19 protein-coding genes are annotated in these 21775 nt (G+C 59.5%); 12 read left to right on the top strand and 7 right to left on the bottom strand.

Annotated elements, in window-relative coordinates:
- Nucleotides 1-2 precede the first annotated feature (2 nt).
- The 6 genes from AC061P_RS10210 to AC061P_RS10185 all read left to right on the top strand — a co-directional run bounded on the left by AC061P_RS10210 (nt 3) and on the right by AC061P_RS10185 (nt 8264).
- Complete coding sequence (locus AC061P_RS10210; RefSeq protein WP_480391124.1) at nt 3-1256, top strand: polysaccharide biosynthesis protein; 1254 nt, start codon at nt 3-5, stop codon at nt 1254-1256.
- 124 nt (nt 1257-1380) lie between these two features.
- Nucleotides 1381-2370 carry a GDP-mannose 4,6-dehydratase gene (locus AC061P_RS10205; protein WP_480391123.1) on the top strand — a complete coding sequence of 330 codons (990 nt, stop codon included), beginning with the start codon at nt 1381-1383 and terminating at the stop codon, nt 2368-2370.
- Complete coding sequence (locus AC061P_RS10200) at nt 2367-3314, top strand: GDP-mannose 4,6-dehydratase (RefSeq protein WP_449647210.1); 948 nt, start codon at nt 2367-2369, stop codon at nt 3312-3314. Before AC061P_RS10205 ends, AC061P_RS10200 begins: the two co-directional genes overlap by 4 nt.
- Before the next feature lie 140 nt (nt 3315-3454).
- Nucleotides 3455-3781 carry a WhiB family transcriptional regulator gene (locus AC061P_RS10195; protein WP_449648192.1) on the top strand — a complete coding sequence of 109 codons (327 nt, stop codon included), beginning with the start codon at nt 3455-3457 and terminating at the stop codon, nt 3779-3781.
- 92 nt (nt 3782-3873) lie between these two features.
- Complete coding sequence (locus AC061P_RS10190) at nt 3874-6687, top strand: glycosyltransferase (RefSeq protein WP_480391122.1); 2814 nt, start codon at nt 3874-3876, stop codon at nt 6685-6687.
- A complete protein-coding gene (locus tag AC061P_RS10185; RefSeq protein WP_449647208.1) occupies nt 6684-8264 on the top strand; it encodes a DUF5719 family protein in 1581 nt (526 codons plus the stop codon). The genes AC061P_RS10190 and AC061P_RS10185 overlap by 4 nt, the downstream gene beginning before the upstream one ends.
- Before the next feature lie 21 nt (nt 8265-8285).
- On the opposite strand, the gene AC061P_RS10180 is transcribed toward AC061P_RS10185, so the two are convergent.
- Nucleotides 8286-8729 carry a metallopeptidase family protein gene (locus tag AC061P_RS10180; RefSeq protein WP_449647207.1) on the bottom strand — a complete coding sequence of 148 codons (444 nt, stop codon included), beginning with the start codon at nt 8727-8729 and terminating at the stop codon, nt 8286-8288.
- A 63-nt stretch (nt 8730-8792) separates the two neighbouring features.
- On the opposite strand from AC061P_RS10180, the gene AC061P_RS10175 reads away from it, so the two are divergent.
- Nucleotides 8793-9002: a DUF3499 family protein gene (locus tag AC061P_RS10175; RefSeq protein WP_449647206.1), complete on the top strand. Its 210-nt coding sequence runs from the start codon at nt 8793-8795 to the stop codon at nt 9000-9002.
- Entirely contained in the window at nt 8995-10419 is a 1425-nt protein-coding gene (locus tag AC061P_RS10170) for a phosphomannomutase/phosphoglucomutase (protein ID WP_449647205.1), read from the top strand. The genes AC061P_RS10175 and AC061P_RS10170 overlap by 8 nt, the downstream gene beginning before the upstream one ends.
- Here the strand turns inward: AC061P_RS10170 and AC061P_RS10165 are convergent.
- Nucleotides 10416-11276 (bottom strand): RDD family protein, encoded by an 861-nt coding sequence (locus tag AC061P_RS10165; RefSeq protein WP_449647204.1) that lies wholly within the window; start codon nt 11274-11276, stop codon nt 10416-10418. The two genes, AC061P_RS10170 and AC061P_RS10165, sit on opposite strands and share 4 nt — an antisense overlap.
- A 16-nt stretch (nt 11277-11292) precedes the next feature.
- Between AC061P_RS10165 and AC061P_RS10160 the strand changes: the two genes are divergently transcribed.
- Nucleotides 11293-12288, top strand: coding sequence for a stage II sporulation protein M (locus tag AC061P_RS10160; RefSeq protein ID WP_449648191.1), 996 nt, complete (start codon nt 11293-11295; stop codon nt 12286-12288).
- Here the strand turns inward: AC061P_RS10160 and AC061P_RS10155 are convergent.
- Genes AC061P_RS10155 through AC061P_RS10135 form a run of 5 tightly spaced genes read right to left on the bottom strand, consistent with a single transcriptional unit; the run spans nt 12285 to nt 17646 of the window.
- Entirely contained in the window at nt 12285-13577 is a 1293-nt protein-coding gene (locus tag AC061P_RS10155) for a DUF58 domain-containing protein (protein WP_449647203.1), read from the bottom strand. The two genes, AC061P_RS10160 and AC061P_RS10155, sit on opposite strands and share 4 nt — an antisense overlap.
- Nucleotides 13578-13579: 2 nt before the next feature.
- Nucleotides 13580-14536, bottom strand: coding sequence for an AAA family ATPase (locus AC061P_RS10150; RefSeq protein ID WP_449647202.1), 957 nt, complete (start codon nt 14534-14536; stop codon nt 13580-13582).
- A 58-nt stretch (nt 14537-14594) separates the two neighbouring features.
- Nucleotides 14595-15773: a DUF4350 domain-containing protein gene (locus tag AC061P_RS10145; RefSeq protein ID WP_480391121.1), complete on the bottom strand. Its 1179-nt coding sequence runs from the start codon at nt 15771-15773 to the stop codon at nt 14595-14597.
- Nucleotides 15770-16468: a DUF4129 domain-containing protein gene (locus AC061P_RS10140; protein ID WP_449647200.1), complete on the bottom strand. Its 699-nt coding sequence runs from the start codon at nt 16466-16468 to the stop codon at nt 15770-15772. Before AC061P_RS10140 ends, AC061P_RS10145 begins: the two co-directional genes overlap by 4 nt.
- Nucleotides 16465-17646, bottom strand: coding sequence for a hypothetical protein (locus AC061P_RS10135; protein WP_480391120.1), 1182 nt, complete (start codon nt 17644-17646; stop codon nt 16465-16467). The genes AC061P_RS10140 and AC061P_RS10135 overlap by 4 nt, the downstream gene beginning before the upstream one ends.
- Nucleotides 17647-17766: 120 nt before the next feature.
- Here AC061P_RS10135 and mtrA point away from each other — a divergent pair, with 120 nt between their 5' ends.
- Genes mtrA through AC061P_RS10120 form a run of 3 tightly spaced genes read left to right on the top strand, consistent with a single transcriptional unit; the run spans nt 17767 to nt 21738 of the window.
- On the top strand, nt 17767-18447 hold the full coding sequence (gene mtrA / locus AC061P_RS10130) for an MtrAB system response regulator MtrA (RefSeq protein WP_449647198.1): 681 nt from the start codon (nt 17767-17769) through the stop codon (nt 18445-18447).
- Between the two features lie 5 nt (nt 18448-18452).
- Nucleotides 18453-20066: an MtrAB system histidine kinase MtrB gene (gene mtrB / locus AC061P_RS10125; RefSeq protein WP_480391119.1), complete on the top strand. Its 1614-nt coding sequence runs from the start codon at nt 18453-18455 to the stop codon at nt 20064-20066.
- On the top strand, nt 20059-21738 hold the full coding sequence (locus AC061P_RS10120) for an LpqB family beta-propeller domain-containing protein (protein ID WP_480391118.1): 1680 nt from the start codon (nt 20059-20061) through the stop codon (nt 21736-21738). Before mtrB ends, AC061P_RS10120 begins: the two co-directional genes overlap by 8 nt.
- The last annotated feature ends 37 nt before the right edge of the window (nt 21739-21775 follow it).

The raw sequence follows: 21775 nt of genomic DNA, 5'->3' as shown, positions 1-21775 counted from the left end.
GTATGTTCGTCAAACGCATCCTCGGCTTTGCGGGGCTGCCGTTCCTATCGTTGATTACCCCTTTTTTGTTCTTGCCGATTCTGGCGAGGGTCGCTGGGGCTGATGCGTGGCTTGCGATAGCCGTTGGGCAGTCCAGCGGTGGCTTCTTCGCGCTCATTGTTGCGCTCGGATTCAACACGGTAGGGCCTCCGCTGATTGCGCTTGCTGAGCCGAGCATCCGGCCCCGAATATTAGCGACGAGTGTGCAGGCGCGATTGCTTGTGTGGTTGCCCAGTGCCGTACTCGCGGGCGCTATCGCTGCCGCTGTATCCCCAAGCGACTATCGGGTGGATGCCGCGGTGATGGCGGTCGCGATGAGCTTGACCGGATTATCGAGTGCCTGGTTCATGATCGGGCTCGGGCGCGCAAGTTTGATCGCGATCTATGAGATATCGCCTCGCATCGTTGCCACGATCATCGCTGCCGTGATCGTGTTGAATGCTGGCGATGTGCTCTGGTATCCGGTTCTCCTTGTTCTTGCGTCTGTCGTCAGTGTTGGCCTTTTTGCTCTGCGCACGGCAGGGATAGCTGAACTGCGCCGTCGAGATGGCGCCGCTATTCGCGAAGTGTTTTGTGCCAATCGCTCGGCCGTAACCACCGAGGTTGCCGGGGGAGCGTACAACTCTCTTGCCGTCACCTTCGTCGGAGCTACCGCGGCAAGCGCCCAGGCTGCTGCGTATGTTTCGGGCGACAAGTTGTATCGCATAGGACAGTATTCCGTTTCGGCGTTAGGCAATGCGCTTCAAGGGTGGGTTGTTGAAGAGGGTGATGCAGAGTTTGGTCGCCGCATCCGCCGTTCATTGATCGTGCATGCTGGCCTTGGGCTTTCTGGCCTCACCGCCTTTGCTCTTCTTGGTCCTTGGCTCTCTGAGGTGCTCTTCGGTGCGGAAGTCGCAATCAATGAGGCCACTGCCCTCGGTCTTGGGGTAGCAACCCTGGGTATCGCACTCGGCACGTCGCTTGGTCGCATCACACTTGTCGGAATGGGCGCACGACGACAATTCATGCTGAGCGTGCTGCTCGCTGCAGCAGTCGGCGTTCCCGCCATTCTCGTGCTTAGCGCAACCTATGGAGCCGCCGGCGGCGCTTGGGGGTTAGCTATCGGCGAAACGGTATCGGTGTGTACTCAAGCGCTCTTCGTCTGGCGATTAAGGGTCAAGGCGGGCTCCTTTGTCGTGGCAACGACGAGGACGAAAGACAGCCAGACTGAGTCCTAGGCTTCAATGCCGCGGACGCAATCGGGCTCTGCACAGATGCTCAAGTTCCAGTAGCGTTGCATCCGCCGAGATATCGGCTCAGAACCCGGGAACAGCCGGCCGCTAGCAAGCAAGAGAGACAACTATGAAGCGCGCATTCATCACAGGTATCACCGGCCAAGATGGGCTCTATCTTGCAGAGTTGCTTCTCTCGAAAGGGTACAAAGTTTTCGGCCTAATGCGGGGGCAGAACAACCCGAAGCGCGAATTGCTTGAGCAGCTCATCCCGGATGTCGAAATTTTGACCGGTGACCTCACCGACTTGTCGAGCCTCATGCGTGCGATGAGCGTCGCCAAGCCCGATGAGTTCTACAATTTGGGCGCGATCTCCTTCGTCGCCTACTCGTGGGAGAACGCACACCTCACCAGTGAAGTTACGGGCATGGGAGTGCTCAATGCTCTCGAGGCAGTGCGGCTTCACATGGCGGCCACTGGTCAAGATGTGCGGTTCTACCAGGCATCGAGCTCCGAAATGTTTGGCAAGGTTCAAACCGTGCCGCAAAACGAAGACACGCTCCTGTGGCCGCGCTCGCCCTACGGCGTTGCCAAGGTCTACGGCCACTACATGACCATCAACTACCGCGAGTCGTACGGGATGCACGCCTCGTCTGGTGTGCTCTTCAACCACGAGTCGCCGCGCCGTGGCCCAGAATTTGTCACTCGCAAAGTCAGCCGCGCCGTTGCCCGCATTTCGTTGGGTCTGCAAGACAAGATCACCCTCGGCAACCTTGACGCCCAGCGCGACTGGGGGTTCGCGGGAGATTATGTCGAAGCAATGTGGTTGATGCTTCAGCAGGATGAGCCAGACGACTATGTCATTTCGACTGGCGAAACTCAGAGCATCCGTGCGCTTCTCGACCACGCCTTTGCCGCTGTAGGAATCGATGACTGGACAAACTATGTCGAGCTGGATGCGCGATTCATGCGCCCCGCCGAGGTCGATCTGCTCGTTGGCGACTCAGCAAAAGCCAAAGCCAAATTGGGTTGGGAGCCTACGGTCAAGTTTCCGGAGCTCATCGCGATGATGGTTGACGCTGACGTAGCGGAGCAGAAAGCGCTTGCCGGACTCAAATGACACTGGCACTGATCACGGGAGTCACTGGCCAGGATGGTTCGTACCTTGCCGAGCTCCTGCTTGCGCAAGGCTACGAGGTGCACGGCGTCACACGTGATGCCGATGAGGTCGTCACCAGCGGAGTTGTTGCTCACGAACTGGATCTCGGCACTGACAGCGCCATTGCTCAACTCATTGCGGACATCGAACCGCACGAGATTTACAACCTTGCTGCCCTGAGTTCGGTATATCAGTCGTGGCAGAATCCGGCGCTTACTGCGCGATTGAATGGTTCGGTGGTCGCCGAAATGTTGGCGGCGGTGAAGCTAATTCACGATCGCGGCAATACCGACATCCGTTTCGTTCAGGCGTCGAGTGCTGAGATCTTCGGTGCGCCAACAGAATCGCCTCAAAACGAACAGACGGCAATACGCCCCACAAGTCCCTATGGGGCGGCTAAGGCGTACTCACACGGCCTTGTGGGCGCCTATCGCACCGCTGGCGTGGCTGCTTCCTCAGTGATCCTGTACAACCATGAATCTCCGCGTCGCCCTGAGGCGTTTGTCACCCGCAAGATAACGGCTGCCGCGGCCCGAATTTCGGCGGGACTGCAAGAGACGTTAGAACTCGGAAACATGGATGCACAACGGGATTGGGGTTGGGCTCCCGACTATGCGGATGCGCTAATGAGAGCAGCGCAACATCCTGAACCGGATGACTTTGTGATCGCGACCGGTGTTTCTCATTCCGTTCGTGACTTCGTGATTGCTGCGTTCGATCGTGCTGGTGTCGATAATTGGCAAGACCGAGTTAGTGTTTCTGGCACACTGCTGCGTTCGGGGGATGCCGCCCTCCAACTGGGGGATGCGAGCAAGGCTCGGAAGATTCTAGGTTGGTCTCCAACGGTGAAGTTTGAGGAAATCGTGGCGACTATGGTCGATCACGATCTCGCTTTGCTGAGTTAACTGAACTCACGGCGCGCCATAACCCTTAAGTTCTGGTCGAGGCAATTATGATCTGCGACTTGACTCTCGGGAACTACACCGGTGTAATTATGTAACGCGATTTGATGCGAAGCATTGAAAGCGGAGGGGAGAGAGACCAGATGGGCAACAGCGGATACCGCTCGGGAGTTCCTGACGACTGGTTCGTTGACCCCGTTCGACTCGGGGTCCCTGGTGTGCGGCAACCGCTCACCGACGAAGACGGCAATGCACTTTCGTGGCAGACAGACTCGCTCTGTGCTCAAACTGATCCTGAAGCGTTCTTCCCGGAAAAGGGTGGGTCCACGCGGGACGCGAAGAAGATCTGTTCTTCCTGCGAAGTACGCACTCAGTGCTTGGAATATGCTCTCGAAAATGACGAGCGTTTCGGTATTTGGGGCGGGCTTTCCGAGCGCGAACGTCGCAAACTGCGCAAACGCGCCAGTTAATTACGCAGCTTTCGTTGAGGGCAACTCTCAGACTCGCTCGAGCGCAGCGAGTCGAGTCGGATTGAGTGCCGTCGACGCATAGTCTCAAACAAATGCAGCCGAGAGTCACAGCAGTCATCGTCGCCAGAAACGGCGCCAAATATCTGCCACGAACGCTAGCCGCGATTGCGGCGCAAACTCGGCGACCCGATTCGGTCATTGCGGTTGATGCAGACTCCAGCGACGAGTCGTTGTCGATCATGGTTGAGTCTGCACCAGCGCAGATCGCAGACGCTCACGGTAGGCGCACCTTTGGCGGAGCAATCGCCCAAGCGCTGCAATCTGCTGCGCCTCAAGCAGCAGAAAACGAGTGGCTCTGGTTGCTGAGCCATGACAGTGCTCCAGAACCCAATGCTCTCCGCGCCCTCCTTGGCGCTGTTGAAATTGCCCCATCGGTAGCCGTGGCCGGGCCAAAACTCGTTCGCTGGGACGATCCTGCGGTCATCTCAAACTTCGGCGAATCGCTTACACCGCTCGGACGTTCGCTCGGCCTCGTCAGTGATGAGCTCGACCAAGCTCAGCACGATGTGCAAACAGATACTTTGGGCGTAGCAGCCGCCGGAATGCTTGTCCGGCGGCAAGTCTGGACAGCGCTTGGCGGCTTCGATCCCCAACTGCCATCGGTGGATGCCGCGCTCGATTTTTGTGTTCGCGCTCGACTGGCCGGTCATCGGGTAATCGCCGTCGCTGATGCCCGCGTCGCCAGCGCCGGAGGCCCCGAGCTTTTCGGAAAACGGTCAGTTTCGGCCGCTGCCCACAATCGGGTTCAGCGCTTTGCCCAACTGCACCGCCGTTTGGTTTATGCCCCAGGATTCGCGGTGCCATTGCACTGGCTCACCCTCCTGCCGTTGGCAATCATGCGCTCGCTCGGGCACCTTGTCGGAAAACGGCCCACTGCGGTTGCCGGTGAATTGGCTGCCGCATTTGCGGCAATCTTTGATGGTGGTGGTGTTGTCGCCGCCAGACGCAACCTCAAGCGCAATAAGCGTCTCAGTTTTGGCGCGGTCGATCCGCTCCGAATCACGTGGGCCGAGCTTCGCGAGCTGCGCGCTCACGAACGCAGCGGCGATGCGCCAGATGCCGCTTTCGAAGTCGCTCGCCCCAAATTCTTCGGTAATGGAGGCGCCTGGGTTGTTTTGCTCGCTGCTGTCGCGGGCGTCATCAGCTTTTCCCGCTTTGTCGACGTTCCGGCTCTGACCGGGGGAGGGCTGCTTCCGCTCTCATCAAGCCCGGCAGAACTCTGGTCCCATGTCGGTTACGGCTGGAACGATTTGGCGCAGCAGGTTGTTGCGGCTGATCCCTTTGCCGTTGTTCTCGCCGTGATGGGGTCACTGACTTTTTGGAATCCATCCTTCAGCATCGTTGTGCTGTATCTAGTGGCGCTCCCGCTTGCTGCCCTTGCTGCGTGGCTCTGTGCTGCATCCATTTCGGAACGAACGTGGGCACCGACCCTTGCGGCCGTGGCCTGGACGCTGGCGCCCAGTTTCTTGATCTCTCTCGGCGAGGGGCAACTGGGGGCCGTCCTCGTGCACTTGCTGCTTCCGTGGCTTGTGCTCACCGTGCTTCGAGCCGCGCACAATTGGGCGATGTCGGCGATCGCCGCGCTTCTGTTCGCTGTGATCGCTGCGTCGGCACCTAGCCTCATCCCTGCACTACTGATCGCCCTCGTGGCGTGGATCATTGCCCGGCCCAAGGCATCGCACCGCCTGTTGTGGATTGTGATTCCTGCCGCCGCGCTGTTTGCTCCGCTCGTCGTCCAGCAGGTTTCGCGGGGCACACTGTTGGCAATTTTTGCGGATCCTGGCGTACCCGTGGCTCGCGTGGCATCCACCGGCTGGCAGCTGGCGCTTGGCAGCATCGTTCCCGGCGCTAACGGCTGGAGCCCGTTACTTGAGACCCTTGGGCTGAATGGCCAGTACGGTCCGGTGCTCGTTGCGGCACTGTTGTCACCGTTCGCGGTGCTCGCGGTAATGAGTTTGTTTGTTCCGGGAAGTCGTCGAGCGATTCCGGCCCTCTCATTGGCGCTCTTAGGTTTTGTGACTGCCGTCGCCGTCTCTCACGTTTCCGTGAGTTCGACGGGTGAATCGTCGGTTGTGGTGTGGGCGGGTGCGGCCCTCAGCCTTTACTGGTTGGGATTGTGTGGTGCCGTCGTGGTTGCCGTTGAAAGCCTCGAACGACATGCGGCGCTCCCGGCGTTGGTTGCCTTGGTCGGGGTCTTCGTGCTTGCAGCAGCACCGTTGTGGGTTTTGGCATCCGGAGCCGCGACTGTCTCGGTAAGCAACGGCCGCCTCCTCCCCGCATTCGTTGCGGCAGAGTCGACTCAGCACGATGGGCTGGGAACACTCCAGATCACAGTCACCTCCGATTCAACGATCGCGGTAGATGTCCATCGTGGTCGCGGTTCCGGTCTTGATGAGCAGTCGACGGTCGCAGCGACGAGCACCGCGCTTTCCGCTGAAGCGAAGCAGACCGCGACTCTGGCGGGCAATATCGCCTCACGCAGCGGCTTTGATGTGGCGGGCGGGCTCACGGATCTTCAGATTGCGTTCATTGTGCTCACTCCTGAGTCCAGTCAGGATGATGCGCCAACTCGTCAACGCATTATTGAAGCCCTCGACGGCAACAGTCTTCTCAACCCCATCGGTAGTACCGACCAGGGCTATCTCTGGCACTATCCGGACGTAAGCGACGTGACGAGCGCCATCGGGCCGAGCAACGTCGGCACTCAACTTGGGCAAGCGATTCTTGCCGGCCAGGCAGTGATTTTCACGCTCACTTTGCTGTTGGCAATCCCGACAACGCGTCGTCGACGGCTGCGTGCGGCGAAGGCAGAGAGCGCTGTGACCGTGATTGAGGCGAGCGAATGACCGGCACAGATCCCACCCACGACGAGGCAGCAGCCCTGCCTGAGCAGCCCACGGGCAGCGAGTTTGACGATGATTCGGAGCTGACGGGAGCTGCCGAACCGGAGTCGAGCACGCGGCGACCGGTATCGGCAAAAGCTGCAGCTCTTGTCGGAGCGCGCGTAATTGTGGGCATTGTCGGTATCGCTACGGCAGCTGCTGTCGTGCTTGGGGCGACCTTCATCGACCTTCCAACAGTGAGTACCTCTCCGCCGAGTGCTCGAGTAGTTCCCGTTCCTACTGCACAGCAGCTCACGTGTCCTGGCCCGCTTTTGCGGTTGTCTGACGAGTCTGGCGCCGCGGCATCGTCAGTGTTCACTCTTGGTCAGGCTGTCACGCGATTCTCATCGAGTTCTGGCGCAGTGGACCAAGCACGCATCACCGCTTCGGATGCGGAAACAGGCGAAGCAATTGCTGCACCGCTAGTTCTCAGTGCTGCCCCTGATGCGCAGGATCCGCAAAGTTTGGTGCGGCTGAGTGGCGCGCAGTCTCAGTACGTGAACGTCGGTGACTATGTCGGTTTTGCTGCCGCAGGGTGCCGCGCGGTCGGTGGAGATAGCTGGCTTGTCGGTGGAGCGACAACGACAGGTCGCACCACTCTGATTGCGCTCACAAACCCGACCGAAGTTGCTGCAACGGTTACCTTGGAAATTTTCGACGAGCGTGGGCTTGTTTCTGCGGCGGGAACTGCCGGAATTGTGGTTCCTCCCAACGGGCAGCGCGTGCTTTCTTTGGCGGGTTTTGCTCCCGGTGTTTTGTCCCCGGTAGTTCATGTCACAAGCACGGGCGGCCAAATAACGGCGGAACTTCAACAGTCGATCGTTCGCGGGCTTGATCCGGGCGGCGTAGACATTCTGGGCCCGACGCAGCCGCCGTCGCGATCCGTAGTCGTGCCGGGAATTGTCATCACAGATCTTGAGGCAGTTCAGGCGTTGCTTGGCACAGTCGCGCAGGGTGACGATGTCATCGCCGCCGTTCGAGTTTTCGTTCCCGGTGAAGAACCTGCAACTATTTCCGCGACGTTGACGCCGGCAGATGACGCCCGAGACCCCATTAATTTCAGCCTCGATCTGAGCGCGGGCGTTGTCACGGATATTCCGCTTGAAGAGCTCGAAACGGGGTCCTATTCGTTGCAGATTGAGTCTGACGTTCCGGTTGTGGCCTCTGCGCGAACCACTTCTGCTGTGTTGTCTGGCGGGGCCGTCACGGCAACAGATTTTGCTTGGTTCTCAGCGAGCCCGGCCCTCGATGATGACACTCAGTTCACGGTTGCTGCAGGGGTGGATGCGCTGCTCAACATTGTGAATCCTGGCGACGATGTGGTGAACCTGACGCTCACCTCCGCTGACGGTGTTGCTAAGGAACTCGCGATTGAGGCCGGACTAACGTTGCGCGTTCCCGTGTCCAACGGAACGACGTACACGCTTGAACACAGCTCTCCGGTTCATGTCAGCGTTACGCAAGCGGAGGACGGGTTCATCGCGGCGTATGCGATTGACCCGCAAACTCCGGGATCCTCCCCACTGACCGTATTCCCGTAGGGGCTTCTCAGCGGTCGACGGCTAGAAGTGTCGAAAACGGTTGGGCGCTAGTTCCCATGGTTCTTTGCCGAGGTATTCAGCTACGGCACGGAATACGCAACTTTCGATCAGCATCCGTCGGTGTAGCTCGTCGTCACGGTGCAAGCGCACCATGCGCTCAATGGGGAGACGAAACAGAATAATGCGGTGCTCATCGGCAACCACTTTCCAACGTGCGACCTTTGTGCCCTCTGGGCTGGTGCCGGGCATGAGGCCAACTTCGAAGCGCGCATTGGCGAGTTCTTCTGGCCACATTTCTTTCAAAAACTGAGCGGCAGAAGCGACCGTGAGCTCGAAGTTGCCGTGGCGACTGCGCAACAGCGGTAGGTGTGGCCCGGTGACGGCAGCGCGGATGCCGCGGCCATGGCGATCTCGCCAGTTGCCACGCACAGAGCGCGTTTGCTCTCGCTTCGATGATCTAGCCACGAGACCATTCTACGGGCCGCAGTTGCCCTCCTGTGGGTGCACAGTCGTAGGCTAGGGACCACAATGATTCAGCGCCCGTGTAGCAAGGTCTCCTGCAATGAAGAAGCCGAGGCCACTCTCACGTATGTCTATGCGGATTCAATGGCGGTGCTTGGACCGCTCAGTTACACAGCAGAGCCACACAGCTACGATTTGTGCGCTCGTCATGGCGATCGACTCTCTGTGCCGCAGGGCTGGCAGGTCGTTCGCCATGTAGTTTTAGGGCATGAGTAAAGCTAGTCCGATTGACCTCACCCCTTTCATCAAGGCCTACGACGTTCGCGGTCTTGTTGGCTCGCAACTCACCGACGACGTAGTCGAAGCGCTCGGCGCTGCATTTGTCGATGAAGTGGATGCTGCAGGCAGCGAAATTATCGTCGGCCACGACATGCGAGATTCCTCGCCAGGGTTCGCGGCGGCCTTCTCGGCGGGCGCTCGCGCTCGCGGAGGCAATGTTGTGCTGATCGGGCTCTGCTCGACGGACGAAACCTATTTCGCATCCGGTTCGTTAAATGCGCCTGCCGCAATGTTCACCGCTAGCCACAATCCGGCAACTTACAACGGCATCAAATTCAGTCGGGCGGGTGCTCAGGGCATCAGTTTCAATACGGGGCTCAAAGCGATTCGTGATCGCGCGCAGTCCTACCTTGAATCAGGAATCGATGCGGTCGCGGTCCTAGGTTCTCAGCGTGAGGTTGATGTTCTGGGCGGCTATGCAGGCTATTTGCGGGAGCTTGTCGATCTGCGCAGCATTCGGCCCATCCGCGTTGTCGTAGATGCCGGCAACGGCATGGGCGGAATGACGGTGCCTGCGGTGCTCTCAACGGCGGCGGGACTCCCGGAACTTCCGATTGAGATCATCCCGATGTATTTCGAACTCGATGGCACCTTTCCTAACCATGAGGCGAACCCGCTTGAGCCGGCGAACATTGTCGATCTCCAGAAAGCCGTAATCGAACACGGCGCAGATGTGGGGCTTGCCTTCGATGGCGACGCTGACCGATGCTTCGTGGTCGACGAGCGCGGCGAGGCTATGAGCCCGAGCGCAGTAGCGGCAGTGGTTGCTCTGCGCGAAATTCAGCGGGTGCGGGCCTCGCAGCCCGACGGTGACATTTTTGTGATCCACAACCTCATCACTTCGAACATCGTCCCGGAGACAATCACTGCGGCGGGTGCTATCCCGGTGCGCACCAATGTCGGTCACTCGCTCATCAAGGATCAGATGGCGGCGACGGGGGCGATTTTCGGCGGCGAACATTCTGCCCATTACTATTTCCGCGATTTCTGGGGCGCCGATAACGGGATGCTCGCCGCAATGCACTTACTCGCAGAATTTGGTTCGCAACCGCAGCCCCTTTCGGTGCTCTCGGAGCGCTATTCTCCCTATGCCAACAGTGGTGAGATCAACTCGGTTGTCGCTGATGTTCCCGCGGCTACGGCACGTATCCGTGCTGCGTTTGCTAGCGAGGCAGAGTTTGATGAGCTTGATGGCCTCACAGTGACGGGAGTCACGAAGGGTGCAGAGCCGTTCTGGTGGTTCAACGTGCGCGCCTCGAATACGGAGCCTTTGCTGCGATTAAATGTTGAAGCCGCATCGAAAGAGCAGCTCGAAAATATTCGCGATCGAGCTCTCGCGATCATTCGCGCCTAACCCCGGTTGCTCGGAAATCCACGCGGCACGCTCGTGAGCGCTGGCTCAAGTGTGGTGAGCCGATCCTTTTCACCGGCAAGCGCTACCGATTCACGCTCACGCCGCAGAGCGCTGACAGCTGAGAGAAAGGGTTCAGCTTCAACCGATGGCAGCGGTGACACGAACGCTGCAGCCTCGTTGGCAAGGTTGGTGGCGTGCCGCTGTCGAGTTGCCGCGGTGTAGCCGTCTGCGGCGACAAGGAAGTGCGAGATTCGTCTGGCGAGTCCATCCGGCATCTTGGCCACATCGGCCGTGCGCGCCCACTCAGCGAGTTGCCCAGGAAGTTGCACGACAGGATTGGCAAACTTTTTCACTCGCTCGTACTGGCTGTAGGTGCCAGCAACGAGATCTCCGAGGCGCTGCGCTCGAGTATTGAGCAAACCGACGACAGCGGCGAGGCCGCCAGCGGTCATGAAGATTTCAAGAAAACCGATGAGAGCGCGGATGAAGGCGTGGCGAAACCCGATCGCTCCACCATCGTTGCGAACAATGCGTGCGCCGATCGCGAGTTTGCCCAAGGATTTTCCTCGGCTAAGAGTCTCAACGGCGGTGGGAAGAACAACAAGACAAATCACTAGCGAACTTACTGTGAGCGCTTGACCGATCGCGGTGTCGAGGCCGGCATTCGTCGCGAACGCAAAGGTTCCGAGGAGCAACCCAATGAGCGCAAGTCCGTAGGCCAAGAAATCGATGATCGACCCGGCAGCACGCAACACAAAACTTGCTGAACGAAGCTCCAACGCCACCGCTTCACCGGTGATCAACTCGTCGGGTTCATCCTCATAGGCGAGAGTGTTGCTCATTTGTGTGCCGGACATGACATCATTTAAGCAGATGGATCTCGACTCGTACTCAGCCGCGCACCGCGAAGACTGGGATCGCCTTGCCCAATTGGGCTCACAGCGCCGACTTTCGGGCGCGGAAGTCGATGAACTCATCGACCTGTACCAGTCGGGCGCCACGAATCTTTCGGCGATGAAGACGAGTACCGGCCAGTCTGCGCAGGCAGATCGCTTGTCGCTGACGTTGAGCCGTGCCCGCCTGCGCTTCACGGGAGCTTCGGCGAACCTCCTCAGCCAATTGCCGCAGTTCTTTGTCGTGCAGCTTCCGGCTGCGCTCTATCGAGTGCGGTGGATGTCACTGCTGCTCGCCGCTGCCACATTCCTTGTGGGGTTTCTCTTTGCGTGGTGGGCAATTTCGAACCCCCAAGTGCTCGCCAATTTTGGCAGCCCGGCCGAACGCGAGGCCCTCGCCCGCGATGACTTCGTCGGCTACTACTCGGAGTTCTCTGGTGGGTCATTCACGGGATTCGTGTGGACCAACAACGCGTGGATCGCGGCGCAGTCGATTGCCTTCGGAATTGTGGGGGTCTACGTCCCCTATTTGTTGTTCAACACCGCCCAGCAACTCGGATTCACCGCGGCGATCATGAATGAATTCGACCGCCTCGATGTATTTTTTCTCTACATCGCACCGCACGGACAACTAGAGCTCTACGCGATCTTCGTCGCTGGCGCCACGGGGGTAATGATCTTCTGGTCGTGGGTCGCCCCCGGTGCCCGCACGCGAGCTCAAGCTCTCGCGCAAGACGGGCGTGCGCTATTTACCATCGTCGTCGGACTAATCCTTGCCCTACTTGTCTCGGGCATCATCGAGGGATACGTCACGCGTCAGGACTGGCCGTGGCCGATCAAGATCGGTATCGGCACTATCGCACTCGGTGGATTCTTGGCATACCAGTGGATTCTCGGTGGGCGCAGTGCACGTGCAGGAAACACGGGCGACCTCAGCGAATTCGACGCTGGCGCCACCCACATCGTCGCAAACTAGAGCTTTCCAGCAGCCTTCAAAGCGATGTAGTGGTCGGCAAGCGCCAGTGGCAAATCAGAGGGGCGTTGTGAGACGACGGATGCTCCGAGTTGGGTGATCGCAGTGGCCACTCGTGACTGGTCGAGGAGCGCGCGCTCTGCAGCAGCGGCCTGATAAACAGCGTCACGGTTCGAACGGTCGCGCGTAGCATCCAGAATCGTGGGGTCAGCAACGGATGCCACCACAACGGTGTGCTTGGTGGTGAGCTGGGGGAGCATCGCGAGCAATCCGCGGCTCGCGCCGGGGGACTCTGCTGTGGTGGCGAGCACAACGAGAGCGCGCTGAGAGGTAGCTTGGCGCACGAGGCCTGGCACCGAGTTCCAGTCCATTTCGATGAGTTCCGGTTGCACCGGTGCCATACCGGTGACCATTTTTGACAGCAGGTCGGGGCCGGTGGCTCCCTGAACGCGGGCGCGTACTCGGCGGTCATAGATGATGAAGTCGACGTGGTCGCCGGCGCTAGAAGCGAGAGCTGCTAGCAGCAGGGCAGATTCGAACGCGGTGTCGATGCGTGGCTCGTCATCGATGCGGGCAGCAGAGGTGCGGCCGCTGTCGACCACGATGACTACTCGACGGTCACGCTCGGGGCGCCAGGTTCTGACTACCAGTTCGGATCGCCTCGCGGTGGCACGCCAGTCGATGGAGCGCACATCGTCTCCCCGAACGTAGTCACGCAGACTGTCGAACTCGGTGCCCTGGCCACGAATCATGACACTCGTGGCACCGTCGAGTTCGCGCAAGCGTGCCAAGCGCGACGGCAGGTGTTTGCGGGAATTGAATGGCGGCAGCACGGTGAATGAACCGGGCACAATGACCGTTGTCTGGCGCGCGATGAGGCGGAGCGGTCCGTAGGAACGCACGGTCACGTGCGCCGCCTCTCGGGTTCCGCGGCGCAGTGGAGTGAGCACGGTCGTGAGTTCGCGACGCTCACGCCCCGGCACTGACAAGCGTGCACGGTTGCTCTGTGCTCCGGCGGATGGCTGCCAGCCGTCACGAACTACTGCGCGAAGTCGCCGACGAGAGGGGTTGGTGATTCGCAGGGTTGCGCTTGTCGTTTCGCCGAGGCGAAGTCGATCCGGAGATGTGCGGTCGAATCGCAGCGAGCGCACCGATACGGCAAACGCCATGTCGATGAGGCCGACAGCGATCGCAAACACGAGCCACAGCACTAACACGACGGGTTCGCCAGTGATGACGATCGGTACGATACCGAGCGCCACAAGGGCAACGAACCATCCAGAAAGAGCCATCGTTAGATCGGTACCTGCACTTGCTGCACGATCGACCGCAGGATGACATCGGCGGAGACGCCTTCAAGTTCGGCTTCTGGGCGAAGCTGGATGCGGTGGCGGAGTACCGGAAGCACCATGCTCTGGATGTGGTCTGGCGTGATTGCGTCTGCGCCGGTCAGCCAGGCCCACGCTTTCGCGGCGGAGATCAGTGCGATTGCGCCACGCGGACTCACTCCGAGCTTCACTGAGGGGCTTTGTCGTGTGGCGCGGGCAAGGTCGACGGCGTACGCGATGACGTCGGGGCTCGCGCCAACCTGAGAGACGGCAGCTTGGGCAGCAGCAAGCATCGCAGCATCGAGCACCGGAGTGACACCAGCCGCAGCAAGGTCACGAGGGTTGAATCCCGCAGCGTGGCGCGTGAGTACCTCAATTTCGGTATCTCGTTCTGGGAGGTCGAGCACGAGCTTGAGCAGGAAGCGGTCGAGTTGCGCTTCGGGAAGCGTGTAGGTGCCTTCGTACTCAATGGGGTTCATGGTTGCGGCAACCATGAACGGCACTGGCAGCTTCAGAGTTTGGCCGTCTACAGAAACTTGCCGTTCTTCCATTGCTTCAAGCAGGGAAGATTGTGTCTTGGGTGGCGTTCGGTTGATCTCGTCTGCCAGGAGGATGTTGGTGAACACTGGCCCCTTGCGAAACTCAAATTCACCAGACTTGGAGTCATAAACGAGTGAGCCGGTGACATCACCAGGCATGAGATCTGGGGTGAACTGCACGCGCTTGGTGTCGAGCTGGAGCGCACGACTAAGCGTACGAACCAGCAGAGTCTTGGCGACACCGGGCACGCCCTCGAGCAGCACATGACCGCCAGTCAGTAGAGCAATCGTGAGCCCGGTCACCGCGGCATCTTGGCCGACTACAGCCTTGCCCACTTCCGTGCGGAGTTGAGTGAATGCGTGCCGCAGTTGCTCGTCAGTCATATCTCGATTCTTCTCTATCTTTGGCTTGATGGTGCTGAGTGTTCGGAGTGGAAGGGTGCTAAGTGGGGCGGACGGCAGACTCGACGCGCTGTTCGAGCGCGAGCAGTTCATCCGATAGGTCAAGTAGGTCGCTGTCGTTGGTGGGGGCAATGTCGATAAGGAGCCCTCGCAGTGGGGCAGCGGGCTGGTCGATAAGTGTCGCGACTCGATTGATGACGTCATCGACGGATGCGGTGCTCGCCATTCCGCACAGCGAAGCAAGTCGGCGGATGGAGCCGATGCGCAGCGCGTCGAGGGTATGGAGCCGTGCCGCCGTTTTTTCGTAGAGGCGAGCCCTGCCCTGCATGGTTTCGCTAGAGCGCACGGTGACGGGCAATTTTTCGATGACGAGCGGACCGAATCTGCGTCCTCGCCACAGTGCAGCCGTGAGGAGCGTCACCGCCGTGAGCCACACGACGGGCAGCACCCAGTCTGGGGCGAGTTCGTCAAAGGTTTTGGCACCGCTCGTGGAGGAAAGATCCGCGAAGCTGGGCGTGTACCAAACGAGGGTGTCGTGTTGGCCGAGAAGTCGCAGCGCGAAAGCGGCGTTATCTGCCGCTGTGATGCCACCGTTGGTCAGCGCTGTGGTTGCACCGAGCAGCACCAATTGGGTGTTTCCTCGGTCAACAGAGATGAGTCCGTAGCCGCGGTCGTCGTTCCCGTAGCAGCCCGTCGCTTTGGCCTCAGGCTCGATGACACGAAGACTAGATGGGCCGGCCGTAATCTCGGGGGCTTTCGAGGCAATCGGTAGCGCGCACTCTGCCGATACTGTGCCAACTCGGGTTCCAGCGTTGGCAACTTCGGGTGCGATAGCGAGCAGTGCAGCAACTCCGGGCTCGGCCAGAATGACGGTCGTTGCAATCGTAGATGCCTCGACGGTCTGCGCGTCGGTGAGGTATCCCTCAAAGTTGGAGAAGAAGAGAGTGCTCTCGTCGGTGGTGGCGAGCGCGTCACGAGTGTCGTCGAGGCTTTCGGTGACGATGACGTCGACTCCCTGTTGCCGCAGGACTTCGGTAAGCGCTTTGGTTCCTGATTCGCGAGGACTGGTGGGGTCGAGCTGAGGCCCTTCGGCTGCTGTGCCTGCCAAGTTCAGGCTAATGACCGCCACGCTCAGGAGAAATAGCGCTGCGATGATCCAAAAAAGGGCACGCCTCACAGTGGTGCGAAGGCGCGGTGTCACGATCGTGGGGGCGCTCACAGTGCCGCCTCGCTGAGCAGGGGCTTTGCGGCGCGCACTCGAAGCTCGAGGTCGCGAAGTTGTACGTATTGTTCTCGCGTTGCTGGCTTACGCATGTAACGGACTAGGTCAAAAATGTTGGCACAGCTGGCAAGTTCGTTAGCGCAATCGGGGAGAACTTTCGCGGCCCGGATCGCAAAACCATGAGCGGTGGTGCCTGGTGTCATCGTGACGAGGGTGCGTTCTGAGAGTCCGCGCGCAATGGCGCGAAACATATCGGCAATCGCACTCTCAAAATCTTCTCGTGCTGCAGCCTTTTCGGCCGCATCCCGAAGCTGAGCTGCTGTTCGTCGATCGGTTTCACCGAACAGGATGTCATGGTGTTGACTCTTGCGGTTGAGCCGGGGAAGACCGTAGACGATTACCGCTGCCACTATCGCGATTGTGACCAACGCAATGAGCACAACGAACACGACGATGGGGATTCCATCGCCACTACCGATCGTCAGTGAAGCAAGCCAGTCGCTAAAAGCTTTAGAGATGCGGTCGAACAGCGTTGGCTTGGCGGCCTGATATGGCGCCTTCGATAGCTCATTGATGAGCCACTCGGTTGCCTGTTCCGAGTCGGGGTTGACCGGAACCTCACTAAAGACCGCGCGCGCAAGCCACTCTGGCAGCGCTGCGGGCGCGGTTGACGAGAGTGTCGCTAGCGTCATGGAGCCGTGTGCGGTGACGGCTCAGTTGAGTGCGCTGCTGTGCTGTCGAAGGTGAGGTAAGGGTCTGGCACGGAATTGTCCCCTGTCTGACGAGCTTCGACGAAGCGAGTGAGTTCCAAGTCGAACCCCTCTTTGCGCATCCGCAAATCAATGTAGAGCAGTGCAGGTGCCGCCGACTGGATGATGATCGTGACGGCGCCGATAGCAACGGAGAGAATCATGGTCACGACATAGAGGCCGATAAACGACGCCATTGCGGCCTCTTCATTGCCGGTGGGGTTGAGGAGACTTACGCCAAGTCCACCGATAAAGCTCAGCGGTGCTGTCACGACGCTCGACACCGTTTGCACAATCACCAGAATGAGGGCGAGGATGCCGAAGGTGCGCCAGAAGCTGCCAGACACGAGCGACCACGAGCGGCGTATCGCGCGACCGAGAGTCAGGCGTTCGATCATGAGGGCGCTGGGGACGAGCGCGAGAGAAGTGCCAAGCCAGGCCATGACGATAAGACCGATAACTATTCCGCCAATCACGGCGAGCACCCCGAATATGGTTCCGGCAGTGCCGCCGATGGCGAAGAAGAGTGCGGCGACAAGAGCAAGCGCGACGATGCCGATGAAGGTCGCTACGGCGACTAGGGCAGACCAGCCAATGAGTGCCCACAGGCGCCCCTTCGCCGCAGCCCAGAGTCCGCGCAACCGCAATTTCTCGCCGACGGCACCGCGAGCAACCTCGAGGGAGACGATGCCCTGAAGTATCGAACCGCCGATGAGTGACAGCGCGACGGCGAAAAGCGCGGCGAGGATAACGCTCGCTGTTGCCCCGGCTTCGATGGTTGCCGCATCCACGTCGCTTGCGCTGAGGGTTCGTTCTAGGCCGGAGAAAGTAATGATCCCCACCAGAATGAGGGAAGCGACAGTGACGATGCCCATGATGGCCAACGACAGACCGAAGATGGGGCGCGGGTTGCGACGCAACACCATCAGGGATGCCGAGAGGACTGTGCCAAGCGTCATGGGCCGCAGTGGGATGAGGCCGGGCTTCGGCGGGGGAGTCCACCCAGGCGCGGGAGTGCCGTACTGCGGAGGTGTCGCGGCAGGTTCTGGTGGGGCGTAGAGACCGGACTCGCTGTTATTTGCGCTGCTATCTGGCGATTGCCACGGACTGTTATTGCTCACGTCTCACCTTTGATTAACCAACTGTGCCAATTGAATCGCACTCATGCTTTCACACTCGACTACTCTTATGCGAAAGCTTCTCACTCTGTTAGCCCGAGAGCTAGAAAGTACCGAGGACACGTGAACCCGCGAATTCTTGTAGTCGATGACGACACTGCCCTGGCAGAAATGATCGGAATCGTTCTACGCACCGAAGGTTATGAACCATTTTTTTGTCAAGATGGCGCCTTAGCTCTCGATGCATTTAAATCAGCAGCCCCTGATCTTGTCTTGCTCGACTTGATGTTGCCAGGCATGGACGGCATCGAGATTTGCGCGCGCATCCGTGAAGAATCGGGTGTTCCGATCATCATGCTTACAGCAAAGAGCGACACTGCTGATGTGGTGAAGGGGCTCGAGAGCGGTGCAGACGACTATGTCGTCAAGCCGTTTAACCCGAAGGAGCTTGTTGCTCGGGTACGCACTCGGTTGCGTCCCGCGAGCGATGCGGCCACCGGCACTCTGACGGTCGGTGACCTTGAGCTGGATGTCACGGGTCACGAGGTTCGCCGTGGTGACACCAAAATCAATCTCACACCGCTCGAATTTGAGTTGCTCCTTGCCTTGGCGATGAAGCCGGAGCAGGTATTCACTCGCGAAATGCTGCTTGAGCAAGTGTGGGGCTACCACTACAAGGCAGACACTCGTCTTGTCAACGTTCACGTGCAGCGATTGCGCGCGAAGGTTGAAGAAGATCCTGACAACCCCAAGATTGTTATGACGGTTCGCGGCGTTGGTTACCGCGCCGGCAGCAGCGCGTAACAAGGATGCGCTATTTCGACTGGCGCGAGTTAGTGCAGCGGCTCGCTGCACTCTGGCGCTCGTCGCTCCAGTTGCGCACTGTTGCGATTACAGTGCTGCTTTCTTCGGTTGCGGTTGCGGTCATTGCTGGCTACATGTCGTTGAGTGTTGGCGCGAACCTGTTTGATGCGAGCCGTGAGCAACTCACCCGAACCTCTGCCAATGCCACGCTGGCCGGTCAGCAGGTTTTTGATGCGGCAGATGACGGTCTTGGTCTCGAAGACCTCGACGGAATGATGGGGGACGCGGCTCGAGTCATCGAGAGTGTTGCCTCGAGCACGGGAGGCACGAGCTATGCAATCCTGCGCAGCCCGAACCAAGATGGCGCTCGCGTGCCAACAGACGTTCAGTCGCAGGGATTGGCCTCGTACGTCGAAATTTCCGAAGAACTTCGCGACACCGTTGCTGAGTCGACCGAACAGCGCACGTATTGGCAGTCTGTTGCTCTCACCCAGCCGACGGATGGCACGATTCACCCTGGCCTCATTGTCGGCTCGACCCTCGACATTCGCGGTGCGCAATACGAGCTGTACCTCGTCTATGACATCAGCGACACTCAAGAGACTCTCGTTGTCGTTCAGCGCACTCTTGGGCTGGGTGGTTTCGCCCTGCTCGCCCTTATCGGAGCGGTAACTTATCTCGTGGTCCGTCTCGTGGTTGCGCCGGTGAGGTTGGCGGCCGAAACCAGCCAACGGTTGGCAGCAGGCGAACTCGAGGTGCGAATTCCGGTGCACGGCGACGATGTGATCGCCACTTTGGCGCGTTCCTTCAATGGCATGGCAACGAGCATGCAAAAGCAGATCACCCGGCTGGCAGCGCTGTCTCAAGTGCAGCAACGATTTGTGTCGGATGTTTCGCATGAGTTGCGCACTCCGCTCACCACAATCCGGCTCGCTGGTGATGTTCTCTACGATCAGCGCGAAAGCTTCCCCCCCGCAACGGCACGCACTGCGGAATTGCTGCACACTCAGGTCGAGCGATTCGAACTCCTGCTGGCTGACCTTCTTGAGATGAGCCGCTATGACGCGGGTGCTGTCGATATGGAGACCGAGCCAACGAACCTCGTGAGGCTCGCAGAGGACGCGATTGAGAGTCTCACTTCGCTAGCAGCCAGCAAGGGCTCAGAGCTGCGTCTGGTGGCGCCTGGTGGCTATTTTGAGGCAGACGTTGATCCTCGTCGCATCCGTCGCATCCTTCAGAATCTCGTCAGCAACGCCATTGACCACGGTGATGGTCTGCCGATTGTTATTTGGGTCGACAGCGATCAGGACGCCGTTGCGATTGCAGTGCGTGACTATGGCGTAGGGATGAGCGCTGCAGCGCTTGAGCGCGTGTTCGACCGCTTCTGGCGTGCGGACCCTTCGCGGCAGCGGACCACCGGCGGAACAGGGCTCGGTCTAGCAATCGCTCTCGAGGATGCGGTGTTGCACGATGGTTGGCTCGAGGTATGGTCGGATGGAGACAACGGCTCATGCTTCCGGCTGACTCTGCCGCGCGCCCGAGGCTCCGAACTGCATTCGTCGCCTCTTGAGCTTCCCCCAAGCGACGATGTACCAAGTTTGGAGGCTACGGATGGTTAACACATCGCGACTGAACCTCCTCATTATTGCGAGCGTAGCTATCGCCGCGCTGAGTGGCTGTGTTGGCGTGCCTACGTCGAGCGAGGTCGAAGCTGGCCCGCTCATCGATGAGCAGATTGATGGACGATTCGAAATCGTGGCCGAGGGTCCCGTTGCGGGTTCGACGCAAGAGCAAATCCTTACCGACTTCATGAATGCGGTTCGCGCTCCCAGTCGTGACTATTCGGTTGCGCGAGAATTCTTGACTAGCGAAATGAGTGATGCCTGGAATCCTGCGGCGAGCGCTACCATTCGCGAGCGTGACAAGCTTCCGACAATCGCGCCAGCGCTCGAAGAGAATGCGCTCACGTATTCCTTCTCGGCTCAAGCAGTGATTGACGAGCGAGGTGTGTTCGCAGAGTTGCGCTCGCCGGCAGCACAGACGTTGACTTTTGACTTTGAGCGTCGGAATGGCGAATGGCGCATCGCGTCGGCACCCCCAGGAATTGTGCTCTCAAGCAATGGCTTTGAAGTCAGTTTTGAGCAGCAAGTGCTCTACTACTTCGATCCCAGTTTTGCTTATCTGATTCCTGATTTGCGCTGGTTTGCGGTGCGCCAGTCTTCGCAGGCGCGCGCAATCCAAGCTCTTCTCGCGGCTGATTCTCCGTGGTTGCAACAGGGGGTTGTGCTGACGGCGTTCCCGGCAGCAACGACTCTGAGCACAACGAGCAGTCTCACAAGCGGTCGCTCCGTCGTTGATCTCAGTTCAGAAGTACTTTCTGCTGACACGGTTTCGCGCGAACGTATGCGACAGCAATTGGCGGCGACGCTTCACACACCGATTGTGGTGCTCACTGTTGATGGCCGAGAACTGCAAAGTACGAGTTCTGGCCAGAATGCTGCCGTCATCGAACCAGGATCCGCTGGACCGCTTGTGGTCGGAACCGCCACCGAGTTTGGGTTCAATACGAGTGACGGCTTGACAGAAATAAATGAGCTGAGCGCTGTTGTTGCTGACTCGGGGGCAACGGCTGCAGCACTGTCGGCAGACCGTCTGTCCGTTGCGTACCGCGCGGGAGACGGTGCGGCCTACTTCGCTTCGGTTGGAGTCTCTCCCCGCATTGTTGACAGTCGTTCGGGGTTGGCCGCACCATCGCTCGACCCGTTCCGGTTCATTTGGTCGGCGCAGCGCTCAAACGCCGCATCGCTGTCGACTTTCGGGGTAGACGGCACCGAGCATCCGATTCAGTCATCATTGCCATCAGATTCAGAAATAGTGTCGCTGGATGTTTCCCGCGACGGTGCGCGACTGCTGGTGTACCTCTCCTCGCCATCTGGGCCCCAGTTGCTCGTGTACGGGATCGTGAGGCAGCAGGGCAATGTGCCCGTCCAAATTGTGGAACCTACCGTGTTGCCGGCTCGGGCGGGCACGCCGATTGATGCGAGCTGGGTGGGTTCGAGCTCGGTGGCAACGCTTTCGACACACGACGATTCTGTTGCCATTACCGCGTTCAGCCTTGGCGGGCCGACTGAGAGCCTCGGGGATGTCGACGGCGCTCGACAACTCGTGAGCAGCGGAACCAACACCGACGCGCTCAGGCTCATTGCTGACGGGGAGGTGTGGCGCCCTCAGGGCAGCCAAGAATGGGTGCGCACTGGACTCGACGCCTCCTTCATGGCTGTACAGCAGTAGCGTCTCTCCACCAACACCACGGGGTGCTCTGCGTTCG

This window comes from Rhodoglobus sp. G.S.4 (assembly GCF_056619605.1).
The sequence above is the reverse complement of the archived record's forward strand: the minus strand, read 5'-3'. Positions and strand labels throughout refer to the sequence as shown.